The following is a 16,652-nucleotide window of genomic DNA, read 5'->3' on the forward strand; positions in this document are numbered from 1 at the left end:
GCTAGGGCAACGATGCCTGTCTAGACTGCCGCACCATGAACCTCCGTGCGCAATCGATCCCCGAGCAACGCGAAGCATTAGCTGCCTTGTGCAAAGCCAGTGGCGACGAGTTGCGCCTGAACGTATTGCGCGCCCTGGCCAACGACTCGTTCGGCGTGCTGGAGCTGGCGCAGATCTTCGACGTGGGCCAGTCGGGCATGAGCCACCACCTGAAGGTGCTGGCCCAGGCCGAGCTGGTGGCGACCCGCCGCGAGGGCAATGCCATCTTCTACCGCCGCGCCCTGCCCGACAGCCTGCGCCTGGGCGGTCGGCTGCACGCGGCGCTGCTCGAAGAGGTGGATGACCTGGCCCTGCCGCCCGACGTGCAGGCACGCATCGCCCAGGTGCAGCAACGCCGCGCAGCCACAAGCCAGGACTTCTTCCTGCGCGTGGAAGAAAAATTCCGCGCACAGCAGGACCTGATCGCTGGCCTGCCGCAGTACCGCGAAAGCCTGCTGGCGCTGCTCGACAAACTGAATTTCGACCCGGCCGCCAGCGCCCTGGAGGTCGGCCCCGGTGACGGTGGCTTCCTGCCCGACCTGGCCCGGCGCTTCGCCCAGGTCACCGCCCTGGACAACAGCCCGACCATGCTCGAGCTGGCGCGCCAGGTGTGCCAGCGCGAAGGGCTCGACAACGTGAACCTGCAGTTGGCCGATGCACTGGGTGCAACGGATGTGGCCGCCGACTGCGTTGTGCTGAACATGGTGCTGCACCATTTCAGCGACCCGGCCCTGGCCTTGCGCCAGCTGGCCAAACGGGTGAAGGCAGGCGGCAGCCTGCTGGTAACCGAACTGTGCAGCCATGACCAGGGGTGGGCGCGCGAAGCCTGCGGCGACCTGTGGCTTGGCTTCGAACAGGACGACCTGGCCCGTTGGGCCAATGACGCCGGGCTGGCCCCCGGGGACAGCCTGTACGTGGGCTTGCGTAACGGTTTCCAGATCCAGGTCCGCCATTTCCAGCGGACGGCTGGCGACATACACCATCGGTAAATTTCAGGAACCTTCGAGATGAGCGAATACTCCCTTTTCACCTCCGAGTCCGTGTCCGAAGGGCATCCGGACAAGATCGCCGACCAGATTTCGGACGCCGTCCTTGATGCCATCATCGCCCAGGACAAATACGCCCGCGTAGCCTGCGAAACCCTGGTCAAGACCGGTGTCGCCATCATCGCCGGCGAAGTCACCACTTCCGCCTGGGTCGACCTGGAAGAGCTGGTACGCAAGGTCATCATCGACATCGGCTACAACAGCTCCGACGTCGGTTTCGACGGCGCCACCTGCGCCGTGATGAACATCATCGGCAAGCAGTCGGTGGACATCGCCCAAGGCGTCGACCGCTCCCGTCCGGAAGACCAGGGCGCCGGTGACCAGGGCCTGATGTTCGGCTACGCCAGCAACGAAACCGACGTGCTGATGCCAGCACCGATCTGCTTCTCGCACCGTCTGGTCGAGCGCCAGGCCGAAGCGCGCAAATCGAAACTGCTGCCATGGCTGCGCCCGGACGCCAAGTCGCAGGTAACCTGCCGTTACGAAAATGGCAAGGTGGTCGGCATCGACGCCGTGGTGCTGTCGACCCAGCACAACCCTGAGGTTTCGCAGAAAGACCTGCAGGAAGCCGTGATGGAGCTGATCGTCAAGCACACCCTGCCTGCCGAACTGCTGCACAAGGGCACCCAGTATCACATCAACCCGACCGGCAACTTCATCATCGGCGGCCCGGTGGGTGACTGCGGCCTGACCGGGCGCAAGATCATCGTCGACTCCTACGGCGGCATGGCCCGCCATGGTGGTGGCGCGTTCTCTGGCAAGGACCCGTCCAAGGTCGACCGTTCCGCCGCCTACGCCGGCCGCTACGTGGCCAAGAACATCGTCGCCGCCGGCCTGGCCGAGCGTTGCGAGATCCAGGTGTCGTACGCCATCGGCGTGGCCCAGCCGACCTCCATCTCGATCAACACCTTCGGTACCGGCAAGGTCTCCGACGACAAGATCATCCAGCTGGTGCGCGAGTGCTTCGACCTGCGCCCTTACGCCATCACCACCATGCTCGACCTGCTGCACCCGATGTACCAGGAAACCGCTGCCTACGGCCACTTCGGCCGTACCCCGCAGCAGAAGACGGTCGGCGACGACACCTTCACCACCTTCACCTGGGAACGCACCGACCGCGCCCAGTCGCTGCGTGACGCTGCCGGTCTGTAAGTTTTCCTGCAGCGGAAACTGAAAGCCCCTGCCGAGCGATCGGCAGGGGCTTTTTTGTGACATATGGGCTGACAAACGCTGCATGGCGACCCGCACGCTACCTGCCTAGGCTGAGGGCTCCCACCCGCCATGCAAGGATGCTGGCCATGCCGCTCATGCTGCTTTTCGCCCTGCTGTTGACGTTGAATGCTCCCCTGGCCCGCGCTGCCACATGCCCCTCCTGGAAACCGCAACAAGTCGAGACTGAAGTGAGCCGACTGCGCGCCACGCTTGCTCGCTGGGACGACCATTACCATCGCCAGGGCGTTGGGCTCGTACCCGATGAGCTCTATGACCAGAGCCGCCAGCGCCTGGCGCACCTGCAGCAGTGCTTTGGCATTGCCGCTACTCCGTCCCCGCTTGCCAGTGCTCGCGGTCCAATCCCGCATCCGGTCCCGCATACCGGTGTCGACAAGCTGGCCGACCGCCTGGCTGTAGAACGTTGGCTGGCCGGCAAGGCCGATGTCTGGGTGCAGCCAAAGGTCGATGGCGTAGCGGTGTCCCTCATCTACCGACAAGGCCGGCTGGTGCAGTTGATCAGCAGGGGGGACGGCGTGCAGGGGCACGACTGGAGCCGCCACATCCCTCTGCTCGACGCAATCAACCGGAAGTTGCCCCAGGACATCGACCTGCAACTTCAGGGCGAACTGTACCTGCGCCGGGACGCACATGTGCAAGCCCAGGCAGGCAGCGCCAACGCCCGAGGGACGGTAGCGGGGCTGCTGGCTCGCAAGCAGCTGAGTCGTGAACAGGGCGAGCGCATCGGCCTGTTCGTGTGGGACTGGCCGCAGGGCCCTGAGCAGCAGGCCGAACGCCTCGCGCAGTTGACGGAACTGGGTTTCGCGCACAGCCAGGATTACAGCGTCGCCATAGAAACAGCGGACGATGCCGCGCACTGGCGTGACTACTGGTACCGCTCACCCCTGCCCTTCGCCACCGATGGCGTGGTGTTGCGCCAAGGCGTACGGCCCTCGGCCGAGCGCTGGCAGGCCAAGGCACCCTACTGGATCGCGGCGTGGAAGCACCCTTACACGCAGGCCCTGGCCGAAGTGCGCGAAGTACGCTTCCGCGTTGGCCGCACTGGTAGGGTGACGCCAGTCTTGCACGTGCTGCCGGTCACCCTGGATGACCGGAGAATCACCCAGGTCAGCCTGGGCTCACTGGCACGCTGGCTCAAGCTCGACATCCGCCCCGGTGACCAGGTGGCCGTCAGCCTTGCCGGGCTGACCATTCCACGCCTGGAGCAAGTGGTGCACCGCACCGCCGAGCGCCAACCGGTGACCGCACCAGTGCCTGGTCAACACCATGCACACAGTTGCTGGCAGGCCAGCGAAGGCTGCGAGGAACAGTTCATTGCCCGCCTCACCTGGCTCAGCGGCAAGCAGGGGCTGGCACTGCCGCGCACCGGGCCTGGCACCTGGCGCCGACTGGTGGCTGCCGGGCTGGTGACTTCGATGACCGACTGGCTGCACCTGGATGCCAACCGCCTGGGCCAGGTTGCAGGTATCAGTGACGCAACGGCTTCGCAGTTGCTGAGCAGTTTCGACCAAGCCCGCTCACGGCCCTTCGCTCAATGGCTGCGCGGACTGGGCGCCCCCACACCCACCGGCATGCAGGTGACAGGCGGCTGGCGGGAGCTTGCTGCCCGCACGAATCTCGAATGGCAAACCATGCCCGGCATCGGCGAAAAGCGCGGGCAACAGCTTGCAGTTTTTTTTGCGACCACCGAGGTTCAAGCCATTGCTACGCAGCTGGCCAAGGCAGGGATCGACGGTTTCCCCATCGACCGGCAAAGCGTTGAGCAATGATTATTTACCAATTTACCTGTAGGAAAATCCCGAGATTAAGCCGGAAAACCCCAGCAAGGGTTTCTAAATGGGCAAAACCAAGGCAGGATTTCCCCCAACTTTTGCTGCCCCGCCCCGTCAAGGAGGCTTTTCATGAAACGTATTTCGTCCCTTTTCCTGTTTGCGACACTGTGCCTGGCCGCTGGTGCCGCACAAGCCGCCCAGCCGGATGCCGGCCTGACCGGTTGCGCCGCCAAACGCAGCGCCATCGAGAACCAGTTGAAGATTGCCCGCGAACACGGCAACACCGCCCAGGCCGCAGGGCTTGAAGAGGCCCTGCGAGGGGTCGACAACTGCACCGATGCCGGCCTGCGCAAAGAACGTGAGCAGAAGGTGCTCGACGCCCGTCACGAAGTGGCGCAGCGGGAAAGGGACCTGAAGAAAGCCGAAAAGAAAGGCGATCCGGAGAAGATCAACAAGCGCAAGGACAAGCTGGCCGAGTCGCGCAAGGAACTGCAGGAAGCGGTGGATGATCTGGATCGCTGACAGAGATCCGAATACTGCGTCGCCTTTACTGGCCTCATCGCCGGCAAGCCGGCGATGAGGCCGCAACAGGCCATCAATGATTACGAAACTCGGTATGACAGGCCTTGCAAGCCGCTTCGACCTTGTCCATCGGCGCCTTCAACTGCGCAGCGTCCAACGGCTGGCCACGGGTGACATCGACCAGTTCGCCAGTGACGCCTTCCAGCTGCCGGGCCAGGTCATGAAAGCGTGCCTGACGCTCCCACACCTCGGCACGCGCACTACTGTCGCCACCATCGCGCACCTGTGGGAAGTGCTGCCAAGGCTGGTGCGAAAGGTTGTCCAGCTTCAGCGCACCGTCGGCGAACTTCACCCCGTCGAACGGCAAACGCCCGCGCAACATGCCGCCAAGGTCTTCGCTGGTCTTGAGCATGTCCTTGAAGATCACCTTGCGCTTGCCCAGCGGGGAGTTAGGGTCAACCCGGTCACAACCACCCAGGGCCAGCACCGCCAGCAGAACAACAGTCAATCGCTTCAACATCACGGTCTCTTCGGCCAATGCAAATGGGCGGCCAGTATCGCTGCCAAGTGGCCAAAGACCAATAGCCACAAAAAACCAGGGGTGAATATCCGTGTTCACTCATGACAGGAACGTACTCATGAAATCTGCCCTGCGCCACCTGGCCTGGACACTCCCGGCGCTGGCCCTGCTGGCCGGCTGCAACGGCGGCGAAAGCGCCAAACCCGAACCCCATGCCATCGCCACCTACGCCAATGCCACCTGGCAGGACCTGCCCACCGTCAGCGACAGCGACCTGGTGGCGGGCTTCCAGGCCTGGCGCAACGGCTGTGAAAAGCTCAAGCGCGACACCGTCTGGGCCGGTACCTGCGAAGCAGCCGCCAGCGTGCCCGACGATGCCTTGCAGGTGCGCGCCTTCCTGCAACAGAACCTGCAGGTATACGGCCTGCGTTCGGCCGAAAACAATGCCAACGGCCTGATCACCGGTTACTACGAACCGGTCTACCCTGGCAGCCTGAGCCAGTCGGCAACCAACCATGTGCCGGTCTATGGCATTCCCGACGACATGATCGTGGTCGACCTGGCCAGCGTGTACCCAGAACTCAAGGGCAAGCGCCTGCGCGGCCGCCTCGATGGCCGGGTGCTCAAGCCTTACGACACCGCCGAGGTGATCAACCGCGACGGCGCCAAGGCGCCGGTACTGGCCTGGCTGACCGACCCGATGGACCTGCAGTTCCTGCAGATCCAGGGTTCCGGCCGGGTACAACTGGAAGATGGCCGCCAGCTGCGCCTGGGTTACGCCGACCAGAACGGCCACCCCTATCGGCCGATCGGGCGCTGGCTGGTGGAACAGGGTCAGTTGAAGAAGGAAGAAGTGAGCATGGGGGCCATTCACGCCTGGGCCCAGGCCAACCCGCAGCGGGTACCGGAACTGCTCGCCAGCAACCCCAGCTACGTGTTCTTCAGCACCCGCCCGGACAGCAACGAAGGGCCGCGGGGTTCGCTGAACGTGCCGCTGACGGCTGGCTACAGCGTGGCCATCGACCGCAAGGTGATTCCGCTGGGCAGCTTGCTATGGCTGTCCACCACTCGCCCGGACGGTACGCCGGTGGTACGCCCGGTGGGTGCTCAGGATACTGGCGGGGCAATTACGGGCGAGGTGCGCGCGGACCTGTTCTGGGGCACCGGGCCGGAAGCAGGGGAACTGGCCGGAAACATGAAGCAGCAAGGGCAGATCTGGATGCTGTGGCCCAAGGGCAAGCCGCTGCCTGAGGTGCCAAAAGTGCCTTGATCGGTGCTTGGATTCTTCGCGGGTGACCCCGCGAAGAAGGCGACGCGGTCTCAGATGGAAACCACGAAGAACGCCACGATCATGGCCATCCCGGCAAACCACACCAGCGATCGCAGCATGGCCCAGTCGGCCAGGTAACAGATGATGTAGAGCAGCCGGCTGGTGATGTACATCACCCCCAGTACATCCTGGGTCACCTGCTCGGCATTGCCGACGATATCCGCCACCAGCACCGCCGCGGCAAATGCCGGGAAGGCTTCGAAACTGTTCTGCTGGGCAGCATGTGCGCGCCGCGGGAGCCCGGACAGGGTATCCAGGAACGCGCGCGGGTCGTGGTTGTCGCGCAGGCGGAAGCGGCCACTACCAACTTTGGCTATCAACGCACACAGAGGCGGCAAGAACAGCGCGATCAGGATGCACCACAGGGCAACAGTCATGGACAGGACTCCTTGTTCAGTCTTCGGGTCAAAGCTTCATTACCAGCATGCCGGCCAATACCAGCCCGCAAGCTAGGAGTCTCGGCCCGCCAAAAGGTTCTTTCAGGTAGCGCATACCCAGCAGCACCACCAGGATCACGCTCAACTCCCGCAACGCCGCCGCTTCGGCCACCGACCCAAGGTGCATGGCCCACAGCACCAGCGCGTAACTGAGCAATACACACAGCCCCACCGCAAGCCCCAGGCGCCACTGCAGGCGCCAGAACAACACGAACGGCGCACGCCGCGCCACGCTGGCCAGCAACGGGAAGGGCCAGGCACTGAGCAAGGTCAGCCACACCAGGTAATCCAAGGGTTTGCCCCACAAGCGCACCGCCTGGCCGTCGAACCAGGTGTAGCAACCAATGCACAGGCCGATCAGGGCAACCACCGGCAGCATCGACCAAGGTAGCCGGTCACCCCCACCGCCCTGCCACAACAGGCAGGCCATGCCACAGGGGATCAACAGGATGCCGATTATCTGCTGCTGGCTCAGCGATTCACCGGCAAAGGTCAGCGTCAGCCCCAGCACAACCAGCGGCGACAGCCCGCGCATCAGAGGATAGACCAGCCCCAGATCGCCCACGCGGTAGGCCTGGATCAGCAGAAAGCGGTACAGCTGCTCGGCCAGCGCCGAAGCCAGCAGCCAGGGCCAGATGTTGGCCGGAGGCACCTCGACAAAGGCCACCGCAAGAACCGCGAAGGCCAACGCCACCGTATCCATGCTGGCGATTACCAGCAGGCGCTCGCCGCTGAATTTGATCAGGGTGTTCCAGGTCGCGTGCAGCAGGGCGGCGATCAGTACCAGGGAAGTTGCCAACACGCCTTCTTATCCTTGTGGCTATTTATGGCTGGGACTATATAGCGTTCGCGGGCCGCTGTGCGGCCCCTTACATGGGAACGATTCAAACGACTCTGGTCAAACCTTGTGTCCCGAACCCCGCGCCAGGTCATCAAAGAACTGCCCGAGTAATTCGGGTTACGACTTGGAAGCCACTGTTACAGGATTCGGGATGCTTGAACTAGTTGCCGCGTTTATCTGCCTTACCACCCTTCTCACCTATGTAAATTACCGTTTTATCGGCCTGCCCCCTGCCATCGGCGTGATGGTCACGGCGCTGCTGTTTTCACTGATACTGCAGGGCTTGAGCCTTATCGGCTTCCCTGGTCTGGAAGCGCGCGTCGAAGGGTTGATGAACCAGATCGACTTCAACGACCTGCTGATGCACTGGATGCTGGCGTTCCTGCTGTTCGCCGGCGCCTTGCACGTCAACCTCTCCGACCTGCGCAACTACCGCTGGCCCATCGGCCTGCTGGCCACCGTCGGCGTGCTGATTGCCACCGTGGTCATCGGTTACCTGTCGCACTGGGTGTTCGCCCTTTTCGGCTGGCAGGTGCCGCTGATCTACTGCCTGTTGTTCGGTGCGCTGATCTCGCCCACCGACCCGATTGCCGTGCTTGGTGCGCTACGTACCGCCAATGCCTCCAAACCGCTTAAAACCACCATCGTCGGCGAGTCGCTATTCAACGACGGCACTGCGGTGGTGGTGTTCACCGTGCTGCTGGGCATCATCCAGCTGGGGGAAACACCGAGCATGACCGACACGGCGATCCTGTTCGCCCGCGAGGCCATCGGCGGTGTGGTGTTCGGCGGCCTGATCGGCTACGCCACCTACCGCATGATCAAGAGCGTCGAGCAGTACCAGGTGGAAGTGATGCTGACCCTGGCATTGGTCATCGGCGGCTCGGCGATGTGCTACGAACTGCACGTTTCGGCGCCGATCGCCATGGTGGTGGCCGGGCTGATCATCGGTAACCTGGGGCGCAACCTGGCGATGAACGACATGACCCGTCGCTACATGGACGGTTTCTGGGAACTGATCGACGACATGCTCAACGCCCTGCTGTTCGCGCTGATCGGCCTGGAACTGTTGCTGCTACCATTCAACTGGATGCACCTGGCGGCCGGTAGCGTGCTGGCGCTGGCGGTGCTGCTGTCGCGGCTGCTGACCGTGGCCCCGGCGATAGTGCTGCTGCGGCGCTGGCGCCCGGTGCCCAAGGGCACGGTACGTGTGCTGACCTGGGGTGGCCTGCGCGGTGGGGTGTCGGTTGCCCTGGCACTGTCGCTGCCACTGGGCGAGGAGCGTGACCTGCTGCTGTCGATCACCTACATCGTGGTGCTGTCGTCGATCCTGGTGCAGGGGTTGAGCATCGGGCGAGTGGTACGCAAGGTCAGCGCTCAGCCGTGAGCAATTGTGCCGGCCTGTTTGCGGGTAAACCCGCTCCCACAGAATCTCCGCTACCTTTCGGGCAGTGAAAACCTTGTGGGAGCGGGTTTACCCGCGAAGAGGCCAGCACCTACAACCGGGATCTATTCGACTGCACTGTCCGGGAACTGGTCCTGGATGTACTTGATCTCGGTCCGCCCATGCGGTGCCGGCAACCCGTCCTCGCCAAGGTTGACGAAGACCATCTTGTCGACCGTGAGAATGGCCTTGCGAGTGATCTTGTTGCGCACTTCGCACTTGAGGGTGATCGAGGTGCGGCCGAACTCGGTGGCGGTGATGCCCAGTTCGATGATGTCGCCCTGACGCGAGGCACTGACGAAGTTGATTTCCGATATGTACTTGGTCACCACGCGCTGGTTGCCCAGCTGGACGATGGCGTAGATCGCCGCCTCCTCGTCGATCCAGCGCAGCAGGCTGCCACCGAACAAAGTGCCGTTTGGGTTGAGGTCTTCGGGTTTAACCCACTTGCGGGTATGAAAGTTCATCTGTACTCCTGACCTGCTTGGCTAACGTGCAGCAATGATGGCAGAGCTGCCGCTGCCGCTCCATTGAACATCGACTATCGTCGCGATTAATCGACAGAAAACCTTGGGCAAGCCGACGGGCACGGCTATAATCTCCGCCGCTTCACATGGCCGCCCACAGCGGCGCCATGCCCGCCACCCGTCCGAGGGGCGCTGCAGCAGGCTAGGCCTGTCAGGCTCGGATGGGGCGTTGCTCGCTCTCGCGAGCGCTTAACGCACAACGGCGCCCATTCGCACACTACGAATGGAGGCTCTCATGAGCGCTGCAAACATGCCTGCTGGTTTTACCGATTACAAAGTCGCCGACATCTCCCTGGCCGCCTGGGGTCGTCGCGAAACCATCATCGCCGAATCGGAAATGCCTGCACTGATGGGCCTGCGTCGCAAGTACCTGGCCGAGCAACCGCTCAAGGGTGCGAAGATCCTGGGCTGCATTCACATGACCATCCAGACCGCCGTGCTGATCGAAACTCTGGTTGCCCTGGGTGCCGAAGTGCGCTGGTCGTCCTGCAACATCTTCTCCACCCAGGACCAGGCCGCCGCGTCCATCGCCGCCGCCGGTATCCCGGTGTTCGCCTGGAAAGGTGAAACCGAGCAAGAGTACGAGTGGTGCCTGGAGCAGACCATCCTCAAGGATGGCAAGCCATGGGACGCTAACATGGTCCTCGACGACGGTGGCGACCTGACCGAGCTGCTGCACAAGAAGTACCCGCAAGTACTGGAGCGCGTGCACGGCGTGACCGAAGAGACCACCACCGGCGTGCACCGCCTGCTGGACATGCTGGCCAAGGGCGAGCTGAAAGTCCCGGCGATCAACGTCAACGACTCGGTTACCAAGAGCAAGAACGACAACAAGTACGGCTGCCGTCACAGCCTGAACGACGCCATCAAGCGTGGTACCGACCACCTGCTGTCGGGCAAGCAGGCCCTGGTGATCGGCTACGGTGACGTGGGCAAGGGCTCGGCCCAGTCCCTGCGCCAGGAAGGCATGATCGTCAAGGTCACCGAAGTCGACCCGATCTGCGCCATGCAGGCCTGCATGGACGGCTTCGAAGTGGTTTCGCCATTCATCGACGGTATCAACAACGGCACCGAAGCCAGCATCGACAAGGCCCTGCTGGGCAAGATCGACCTGATCGTGACCACCACCGGCAACGTCAATGTCTGCGACGCCAACATGCTCAAGGCGCTGAAGAAGCGCGCCGTGGTATGCAACATCGGCCACTTCGACAACGAAATCGATACCGCCTTCATGCGCAAGAACTGGGCCTGGGAAGAGGTCAAGCCGCAGGTGCACAAGATCCACCGCACCGGCGCCGGCAGCTTCGACCCGCAGAACGATGACTACCTGATCCTGCTGGCCGAAGGCCGCCTGGTCAACCTGGGCAACGCCACTGGCCACCCAAGCCGCATCATGGACGGTTCGTTCGCCAACCAGGTACTGGCGCAGATCTTCCTGTTCGAGCAGAAGTTCGCTGACCTGCCGGCCGAGAAGAAAGCCGAGCGCCTGACCGTTGAAGTACTGCCGAAGAAGCTCGATGAAGAAGTGGCCCTGGAAATGGTCCGCGGCTTCGGCGGCGTGGTCACCCAGCTGACCAAGCAGCAGGCTGACTACATCGGTGTCACCGTCGAAGGCCCGTTCAAGCCGCACGCCTACCGCTACTAAGCGGCCAGCTTGAAGCTTCAAGCGGCAATCAAAGGCAGACCATGCCATTGCCGCTTGCAGCTCGAGCATCAAGGATCTTGAACGATGCCCAAGCCAGGCCGGCCATGACCGATCTGGCTTTTACTTGCAGCCTGCCGCTTGAAGCTTGCTGCCAGAGGAACGCCCGATGTCCCAGGAACGCCGTTACAGTTTCGAGTTCTTCCCGACCAAGACCGATGCCGGCCACGAAAAGCTGATGGGCGTCGCCCGCCAGCTGGCCGCCTACAACCCGGACTTCTTCTCCTGCACCTACGGTGCCGGTGGCTCTACCCGCGACCGCACGCTGAACACCGTGCTGCAGCTGGAAAGCGAAGTGAAGGTACCTGCCGCGCCGCACCTGTCGTGCGTAGGCGATACCAAGGCCGAACTGCGCGCCCTGCTGGCCGAATACAAGGCTGCAGGCATCAAGCGCATCGTCGCCTTGCGTGGAGACCTGCCATCGGGCATGGGCATGGCCAGTGGCGAACTGCGCTACGCCAGTGACCTGGTCGAATTCATCCGCCAGGAAACCGCGGATCACTTCCACCTGGAAGTGGCCGCCTATCCGGAGATGCACCCCCAGGCCCGCAATTTCGAGGCTGACCTGGCCAACTTCGTGCACAAGGTCAAGGCCGGTGCCGACAGTGCCATCACCCAGTATTTCTTCAACGCCGACAGCTACTTCTACTTCGTCGAGCGCGCACAGAAGTTGGGCGTGGACATCCCGGTGGTACCCGGCATCATGCCGATCACCAACTACAGCAAGCTGGCGCGCTTCTCCGACGCCTGCGGCGCCGAGATCCCGCGCTGGATCCGCAAGCAGCTGGAAGCCTATGCCGACGATACTGCCAGCATCCAGGCATTCGGCGAAGAAGTGATCACCCGCATGTGCGAACAGCTGCTGCAAGGCGGCGCTCCAGGGCTGCACTTCTATACCTTGAACCAGGCCGAGCCGAGCCTTGCGATCTGGAACAATCTGAAGCTGCCACGCTGAAATTTTTTGCAAAACCTGTTTAAGATTTGATTAAGGCTTTGGTCATAGACTAAAGCCTTATTCATTTTCCGGTTACACAGGTCTTGCCTGCCATGCAGCCCCACCAGCCATCGCGTCCCCAGCTCGTCTACCTGGCTTTTGGCCCGGCAACCTACCATCAGGAAGCCTGTTTCAGCATCATCAGCGCCCTCGCCCACCTGGGCACGGCAGCAGACGAAGCCATGGACATCCAGGTCTACACCGACAACCCGCAGCCCTATACCGGCCTGCCTGTCACTGTACACCTGCTGGACGAAGCCACGCGCCAGGCATGGAACGCCCCTCACGGTTATCACTTTCGCAGCAAGCATGTGCTGTTGCGCCAGGTGCTGCAGCAACACCCGCTGGCAGTGCTGATCGACACCGACACCTTCTTCCGCAAGTCGCCGCTGGAGCTGTTCGCCCGGGTGGCCCCAGGCCGCCTGCTGTGCAATGCCATCGGTGCGCGCTATGGCAGCAACCAGAAGTGCCTGCTGTACAAGAACCTGCTGGCCATCCTTGAATCCCGCGGTCTGGCCGATTGCCAGATGCCACTGGTCAATTCCGGGGTGATCGGCCTCACCGCCGAAGACGCCGGCGCCCTGGACCGCTCCATCGCCATGATGGACGAGTTCCACCCCTTGGCTCGCGAAGCCTATACCCTCGAGGAGTTCTGCCTGGCGGTGGCGGCCTACCGCACGCTGGAGTTGGCCGAGTGCACAGATGTCATCCACCACTACTGGAGCCGCAAGGCGCAGTTCCGCGCCAAGATCCAGGCCTGGCTGCGCAAGCACGGCCATGACCCACTGAGCCACGCGGCGCTGGCCGACGTGTCCCTGGTCAATGACCAGCTGCCACGGCCACCAGCCCTGCAACGCCTGGGTTACAAGGCGCTGAGCATGACCCTGCCCAGCCACGAGCGCCAGTTCGCCCGCGAGCTGCTGTATGGCTGCTACCCCTACCCTAATGAATTCGACCGCGCCTGCGCGCCGGCCTGGTGGGACAAGGCCCTGGAAAACCTCAACGCCCGCCATGGCCATATGGGGCCCGAGCAACTGCGCCAGTGCCTGCGCCACCCGGGGTTGCGCCTGTCATTGGGCGAACGGCGCAAGGATATCGAAGCGCATCTGCTGAGGTCATCCCACACTTGAGTGACCCTGTGTCGGCCTCTTCGCGGGTAAACCCGCTCCCACAGGATCTGCTGGCTTGCAGGCTGGTGCTGTACTTGTGGGAGCGGGTTCACCCGCGAAGAGGCCAGCACAGGAGAACATCATCCTCACTGGCCTTGAACAGGCCGAGCGCGTAATCTCCGGCCATGCCACACGTCGCCCGCCTGTTCTGGATCCTGTTGCTTGCCTGCCTGAGCCCGCTGGCCCTGGGCGAGCGCCTGCGCCTGGTGACCGACGACTGGGCACCCTATGCATACCAGCACGACGGCGAGCCGCACGGCATCGACTACGAAGTCACCACACGGGTGTTCGAACGCCTTGGCGTCGAGGTGGAGTGGGAATTCCTGCCGTGGAAGCGCTGCCTGGCAATGATCGAGCAGGGCCAGGCCGACGGCATCATGGACATCTTCCAGACCGAGTCGCGCCAGCCATACCTGGTGTACGCCCCCGAGCCCATGTCGGAGGTAGAGTTCGTCCTGTTCGAGGCCAGTGCACGCCCCCATGCCGTCAAGGCGCTGGAAGACCTTGCCGGCCTCACAGTCGGTACCTCACCCGGCTACGTCTATGGTGCCGCGTTCAATGAGGCCGTACATTTCACGCGCGAAGCCGCGCCTACCCATGAAGCCAACTTCGGCAAGCTGGTGCTAGGCCGCATCGACCTGGCAATCACCGACCGCAGGGTCGGCCATTACCTGCTGCGGCATCTGGGCCTGCAACAGCAGGTCAAGGAGCTGCCACTGGTGATCAACCGCCAGGCGCAGTACCTGGGGCTCGCGCGCAAGCCGGGGCGGGAGGCACTGGCCCAAGCCTTCGCCGCGGAACTGCGTCGCTTCAAGCAGGAACCGGCCTATGCAGCAATCAGCAACCGCTACACAGGCGACATCGGAAACATTCTCAACGCCGTTGAGCAGCAGGAAAGCAGCACAGCGCGATAGCTCTGTTATACTCGGGCCTTCCCGCCCGGCTCACGCCCGGACGCTCGGCCTCGCAACAGGCATCCCGATCGGCATCGACGCGCCTTCGCGTTACCCTCCGCTACCCGGATGTGCAGTGAAAGCCCAGCTGGACCGGACGCGATCGCATCCCACCGATGCCCGTCGCGCCAGGCAGAACATCCCAAACGGGCCCAGCCCACACGAGAACAGGATTGCCCATGTCCTTTGCTTCCCTCGGTCTCTCCGAGGCTCTTGTCCGCGCTATCGAGGCTGCGGGCTACACCCAGCCGACCCCCGTGCAACAGCGGGCGATTCCCGCCGTGTTGCAAGGCCGCGACCTGATGGTCGCCGCACAGACAGGTACTGGTAAAACCGGCGGTTTCGCCCTGCCGATCCTCGAGCGCCTGTTCCCGGCCGGCCACCCCGACAAGTCGCAGCGCCATGGCCCGCGCCAACCTCGCGTGCTGGTCCTGACCCCGACCCGCGAACTGGCAGCCCAGGTGCATGACAGCTTCAAGGTCTATGCCCGTGACCTGCCACTGGTCAGCGCCTGCATTTTCGGCGGCGTCGGCATGAACCCGCAGATCCAGGCCATTGCCAAGGGTGTGGACGTGCTGGTCGCCTGCCCGGGTCGCCTGCTCGACCTGGCAGGCCAAGGCAAGGTTGACCTGGCCCACGTGGAAATCCTGGTGCTGGACGAAGCCGACCGCATGCTCGACATGGGCTTCATCCATGACGTCAAGAAGGTCCTAGCCCGCCTGCCGGCCAAGCGCCAGAACCTGTTGTTCTCGGCCACCTTCTCCAAAGACATTACCGACCTCGCCGACAAGCTCCTGCACAACCCGGAGCGTATCGAGGTCACCCCGCCGAACACTACCGTCGAGCGTATCGAGCAGCGCGTATACCGCCTGCCCGCCAGCCACAAGCGCGCGCTGCTGGCACACCTGATCACCCAGGGTGCCTGGGAACAGGTACTGGTGTTCACTCGCACCAAGCACGGCGCCAACCGCCTGGCCGAGTACCTGGAAAAGCACGGCCTGACCGCCGCCGCGATCCACGGCAACAAGAGCCAGAACGCCCGCACCAAGGCCCTGGCCGACTTCAAGGCCAACAACGTGCGCGTACTGGTCGCCACCGACATCGCCGCCCGAGGCCTGGACATCGACCAATTGCCGCACGTGGTCAACTTCGAGCTGCCGAACGTCGAGGAAGACTACGTCCACCGTATCGGTCGTACCGGCCGTGCCGGGCGTTCGGGCGAGGCCATTTCCATGGTCGCGCCGGATGAAGAGAAGCTGCTCAAGAGCATCGAACGGGTGACCAAGCAGAAGATCCCGGACGGCGACCTGATGGGCTTCGACGCCAGCCAGATAGAAGCCGAAAAACCTGAAGTACGCGAACGCCAGCAGAACAACGGCCGTGGTGGCCGCAACCAGCAGGCCCGCGGCGAAGGCGGCAAAGACGCCAACGGCGGCCGCAAGGACAAGGGCAAGGATAAAGGCAAGGCCAAGCAACAGGCTGCTGACAAGCCGGCCGACAAGGAAAAGAGCGGCGACAAGCAGCAGCAACGCAAGCCGCGTGACAAGAAGCCACGCCAGCAGCAACAGCAGGCCAGCAACAGCAGCGTGCCGAAAGTGCCTGTCGACCGTGATCCGGAAGAGTTCCTGGACGACGAAATCGACAACTTCGGCAACCGTGCCGACTACGTCAGCCCGTATCAGGGCAAGAACCAGGGCCGCAATCGCCGCCCGGGTGGCAGTGCCGGCCAAGGTCAGGGCCAGGGTAATGGCCAGCGCAGCAATGCCGGTGGCCAGGGTCGCACCAGCGGCCAGCCGCGCAGCGGCGGGGGCGGCGAGAAACGTCCGGCCCGCGGCAACAACGGTGGCGGTGCCCGTCGTGATGGCGGTGGCCGTGGCCGCCCGGCCCGTGACGATGCCGCCCGGCAAGAACCGGCCGTGCGCAACCCGCGTCAGCCGGAAAAACAGCCGGTGATCATCCGCAAGGAATCGAAGCTCGACCGATACCCGACGCCGGAGCAACTGGATGACCTGCCAAGCCGTCCGCGCGGTGAGCGCCCGGCGCTGCTTACCCGCAAGGGCTGACAAAAAGCATGAGGGGGCCGCTTTGCGGCCCTTTCGCGACACAAGGCCGCGCCAAAAGGTTTT

15 protein-coding genes and 1 riboswitch are annotated in these 16,652 nt (G+C 63.4%); of the genes, 11 read left to right on the plus strand and 4 right to left on the minus strand.

What is annotated here, in order from left to right; all coding sequences use genetic code 11:
• The first annotated feature begins 35 nt into the window (after positions 1-35).
• From ACK1U9_RS20180 to ACK1U9_RS20195, 4 genes are all read left to right on the plus strand, one after another.
• The gene (locus ACK1U9_RS20180; RefSeq protein ID WP_046613411.1) at positions 36-1,028 is read left to right on the plus strand and encodes an ArsR/SmtB family transcription factor; all 993 of its coding nucleotides are present in this window, start codon (positions 36-38) and stop codon (positions 1,026-1,028) included.
• An 18-nt stretch (positions 1,029-1,046) separates the two neighbouring features.
• Positions 1,047-2,237 (plus strand): methionine adenosyltransferase, encoded by a 1,191-nt coding sequence (gene metK, locus ACK1U9_RS20185; protein WP_015272060.1) that lies wholly within the window; start codon positions 1,047-1,049, stop codon positions 2,235-2,237.
• 146 nt (positions 2,238-2,383) lie between these two features.
• Positions 2,384-4,084: an NAD-dependent DNA ligase LigB gene (gene ligB, locus ACK1U9_RS20190; RefSeq protein ID WP_449110141.1), complete on the plus strand. Its 1,701-nt coding sequence runs from the start codon at positions 2,384-2,386 to the stop codon at positions 4,082-4,084.
• A gap of 132 nt (positions 4,085-4,216) precedes the next feature.
• The gene (locus ACK1U9_RS20195; RefSeq protein ID WP_449110142.1) at positions 4,217-4,609 is read left to right on the plus strand and encodes a DUF1090 domain-containing protein; all 393 of its coding nucleotides are present in this window, start codon (positions 4,217-4,219) and stop codon (positions 4,607-4,609) included.
• A 73-nt stretch (positions 4,610-4,682) separates the two neighbouring features.
• On the opposite strand, the gene ACK1U9_RS20200 is transcribed toward ACK1U9_RS20195, so the two are convergent.
• A complete protein-coding gene (locus ACK1U9_RS20200; protein ID WP_046613415.1) occupies positions 4,683-5,129 on the minus strand; it encodes a c-type cytochrome in 447 nt (148 codons plus the stop codon).
• A 118-nt stretch (positions 5,130-5,247) separates the two neighbouring features.
• Between ACK1U9_RS20200 and mltA the strand changes: the two genes are divergently transcribed.
• Positions 5,248-6,399 (plus strand): murein transglycosylase A, encoded by a 1,152-nt coding sequence (mltA, locus tag ACK1U9_RS20205; protein ID WP_046613416.1) that lies wholly within the window; start codon positions 5,248-5,250, stop codon positions 6,397-6,399.
• A gap of 50 nt (positions 6,400-6,449) precedes the next feature.
• Here mltA and ACK1U9_RS20210 read toward each other — a convergent pair whose 3' ends face one another.
• Positions 6,450-6,836 (minus strand): MAPEG family protein, encoded by a 387-nt coding sequence (locus tag ACK1U9_RS20210; RefSeq protein WP_025340889.1) that lies wholly within the window; start codon positions 6,834-6,836, stop codon positions 6,450-6,452.
• Between the two features lie 28 nt (positions 6,837-6,864).
• The gene (locus ACK1U9_RS20215) at positions 6,865-7,698 is read right to left on the minus strand and encodes an EamA family transporter (RefSeq protein WP_108480785.1); all 834 of its coding nucleotides are present in this window, start codon (positions 7,696-7,698) and stop codon (positions 6,865-6,867) included.
• 190 nt (positions 7,699-7,888) lie between these two features.
• Here ACK1U9_RS20215 and ACK1U9_RS20220 point away from each other — a divergent pair, with 190 nt between their 5' ends.
• On the plus strand, positions 7,889-9,124 hold the full coding sequence (locus ACK1U9_RS20220; protein WP_046613421.1) for a cation:proton antiporter: 1,236 nt from the start codon (positions 7,889-7,891) through the stop codon (positions 9,122-9,124).
• Between the two features lie 122 nt (positions 9,125-9,246).
• On the opposite strand, the gene ACK1U9_RS20225 is transcribed toward ACK1U9_RS20220, so the two are convergent.
• Positions 9,247-9,648 carry an acyl-CoA thioesterase gene (locus tag ACK1U9_RS20225; protein WP_009399312.1) on the minus strand — a complete coding sequence of 134 codons (402 nt, stop codon included), beginning with the start codon at positions 9,646-9,648 and terminating at the stop codon, positions 9,247-9,249.
• A gap of 178 nt (positions 9,649-9,826) precedes the next feature.
• Positions 9,827-9,923: riboswitch (S-adenosyl-L-homocysteine riboswitch) on the plus strand.
• A 20-nt stretch (positions 9,924-9,943) separates the two neighbouring features.
• Here ACK1U9_RS20225 and ahcY point away from each other — a divergent pair.
• The 5 genes from ahcY to ACK1U9_RS20250 all read left to right on the plus strand — a co-directional run bounded on the left by ahcY (position 9,944) and on the right by ACK1U9_RS20250 (position 16,589).
• Entirely contained in the window at positions 9,944-11,353 is a 1,410-nt protein-coding gene (gene ahcY, locus ACK1U9_RS20230; RefSeq protein ID WP_046613422.1) for an adenosylhomocysteinase, read from the plus strand.
• 166 nt (positions 11,354-11,519) lie between these two features.
• Positions 11,520-12,365: a methylenetetrahydrofolate reductase [NAD(P)H] gene (gene metF / locus ACK1U9_RS20235; RefSeq protein WP_025340893.1), complete on the plus strand. Its 846-nt coding sequence runs from the start codon at positions 11,520-11,522 to the stop codon at positions 12,363-12,365.
• Positions 12,366-12,457: 92 nt separating this feature from the next.
• On the plus strand, positions 12,458-13,534 hold the full coding sequence (locus ACK1U9_RS20240) for a hypothetical protein (RefSeq protein ID WP_046613423.1): 1,077 nt from the start codon (positions 12,458-12,460) through the stop codon (positions 13,532-13,534).
• A gap of 164 nt (positions 13,535-13,698) precedes the next feature.
• Positions 13,699-14,487, plus strand: coding sequence for a substrate-binding periplasmic protein (locus ACK1U9_RS20245; protein WP_108480786.1), 789 nt, complete (start codon positions 13,699-13,701; stop codon positions 14,485-14,487).
• A gap of 218 nt (positions 14,488-14,705) precedes the next feature.
• Entirely contained in the window at positions 14,706-16,589 is a 1,884-nt protein-coding gene (locus ACK1U9_RS20250; protein ID WP_173015120.1) for a DEAD/DEAH box helicase, read from the plus strand.
• Positions 16,590-16,652: the final 63 nt, after the last annotated feature.

The sequence above is a fragment of the Pseudomonas sp. XP1 genome, from assembly GCF_053557675.1.

What these genes read in the sequence shown, in the direction of transcription:
- ACK1U9_RS20240 (WP_046613423.1), top strand. Translation starts at nt 12,458, where the DNA reads ATGCAGCCCCACCAGCCATCGCGTCCCCAGCTCGTCTACCTGGCTTTT.
- metK (WP_015272060.1), top strand. Translation starts at nt 1,047, where the DNA reads ATGAGCGAATACTCCCTTTTCACCTCCGAGTCCGTGTCCGAAGGGCAT.
- ACK1U9_RS20200 (WP_046613415.1), bottom strand. Translation starts at nt 5,129, where the DNA reads ATGTTGAAGCGATTGACTGTTGTTCTGCTGGCGGTGCTGGCCCTGGGT.
- ACK1U9_RS20210 (WP_025340889.1), bottom strand. Translation starts at nt 6,836, where the DNA reads ATGACTGTTGCCCTGTGGTGCATCCTGATCGCGCTGTTCTTGCCGCCT.
- ligB (WP_449110141.1), top strand. Translation starts at nt 2,384, where the DNA reads ATGCCGCTCATGCTGCTTTTCGCCCTGCTGTTGACGTTGAATGCTCCC.
- ahcY (WP_046613422.1), top strand. Translation starts at nt 9,944, where the DNA reads ATGAGCGCTGCAAACATGCCTGCTGGTTTTACCGATTACAAAGTCGCC.
- ACK1U9_RS20245 (WP_108480786.1), top strand. Translation starts at nt 13,699, where the DNA reads ATGCCACACGTCGCCCGCCTGTTCTGGATCCTGTTGCTTGCCTGCCTG.
- ACK1U9_RS20180 (WP_046613411.1), top strand. Translation starts at nt 36, where the DNA reads ATGAACCTCCGTGCGCAATCGATCCCCGAGCAACGCGAAGCATTAGCT.
- ACK1U9_RS20195 (WP_449110142.1), top strand. Translation starts at nt 4,217, where the DNA reads ATGAAACGTATTTCGTCCCTTTTCCTGTTTGCGACACTGTGCCTGGCC.
- ACK1U9_RS20250 (WP_173015120.1), top strand. Translation starts at nt 14,706, where the DNA reads ATGTCCTTTGCTTCCCTCGGTCTCTCCGAGGCTCTTGTCCGCGCTATC.
- ACK1U9_RS20225 (WP_009399312.1), bottom strand. Translation starts at nt 9,648, where the DNA reads ATGAACTTTCATACCCGCAAGTGGGTTAAACCCGAAGACCTCAACCCA.
- metF (WP_025340893.1), top strand. Translation starts at nt 11,520, where the DNA reads ATGTCCCAGGAACGCCGTTACAGTTTCGAGTTCTTCCCGACCAAGACC.
- mltA (WP_046613416.1), top strand. Translation starts at nt 5,248, where the DNA reads ATGAAATCTGCCCTGCGCCACCTGGCCTGGACACTCCCGGCGCTGGCC.
- ACK1U9_RS20220 (WP_046613421.1), top strand. Translation starts at nt 7,889, where the DNA reads ATGCTTGAACTAGTTGCCGCGTTTATCTGCCTTACCACCCTTCTCACC.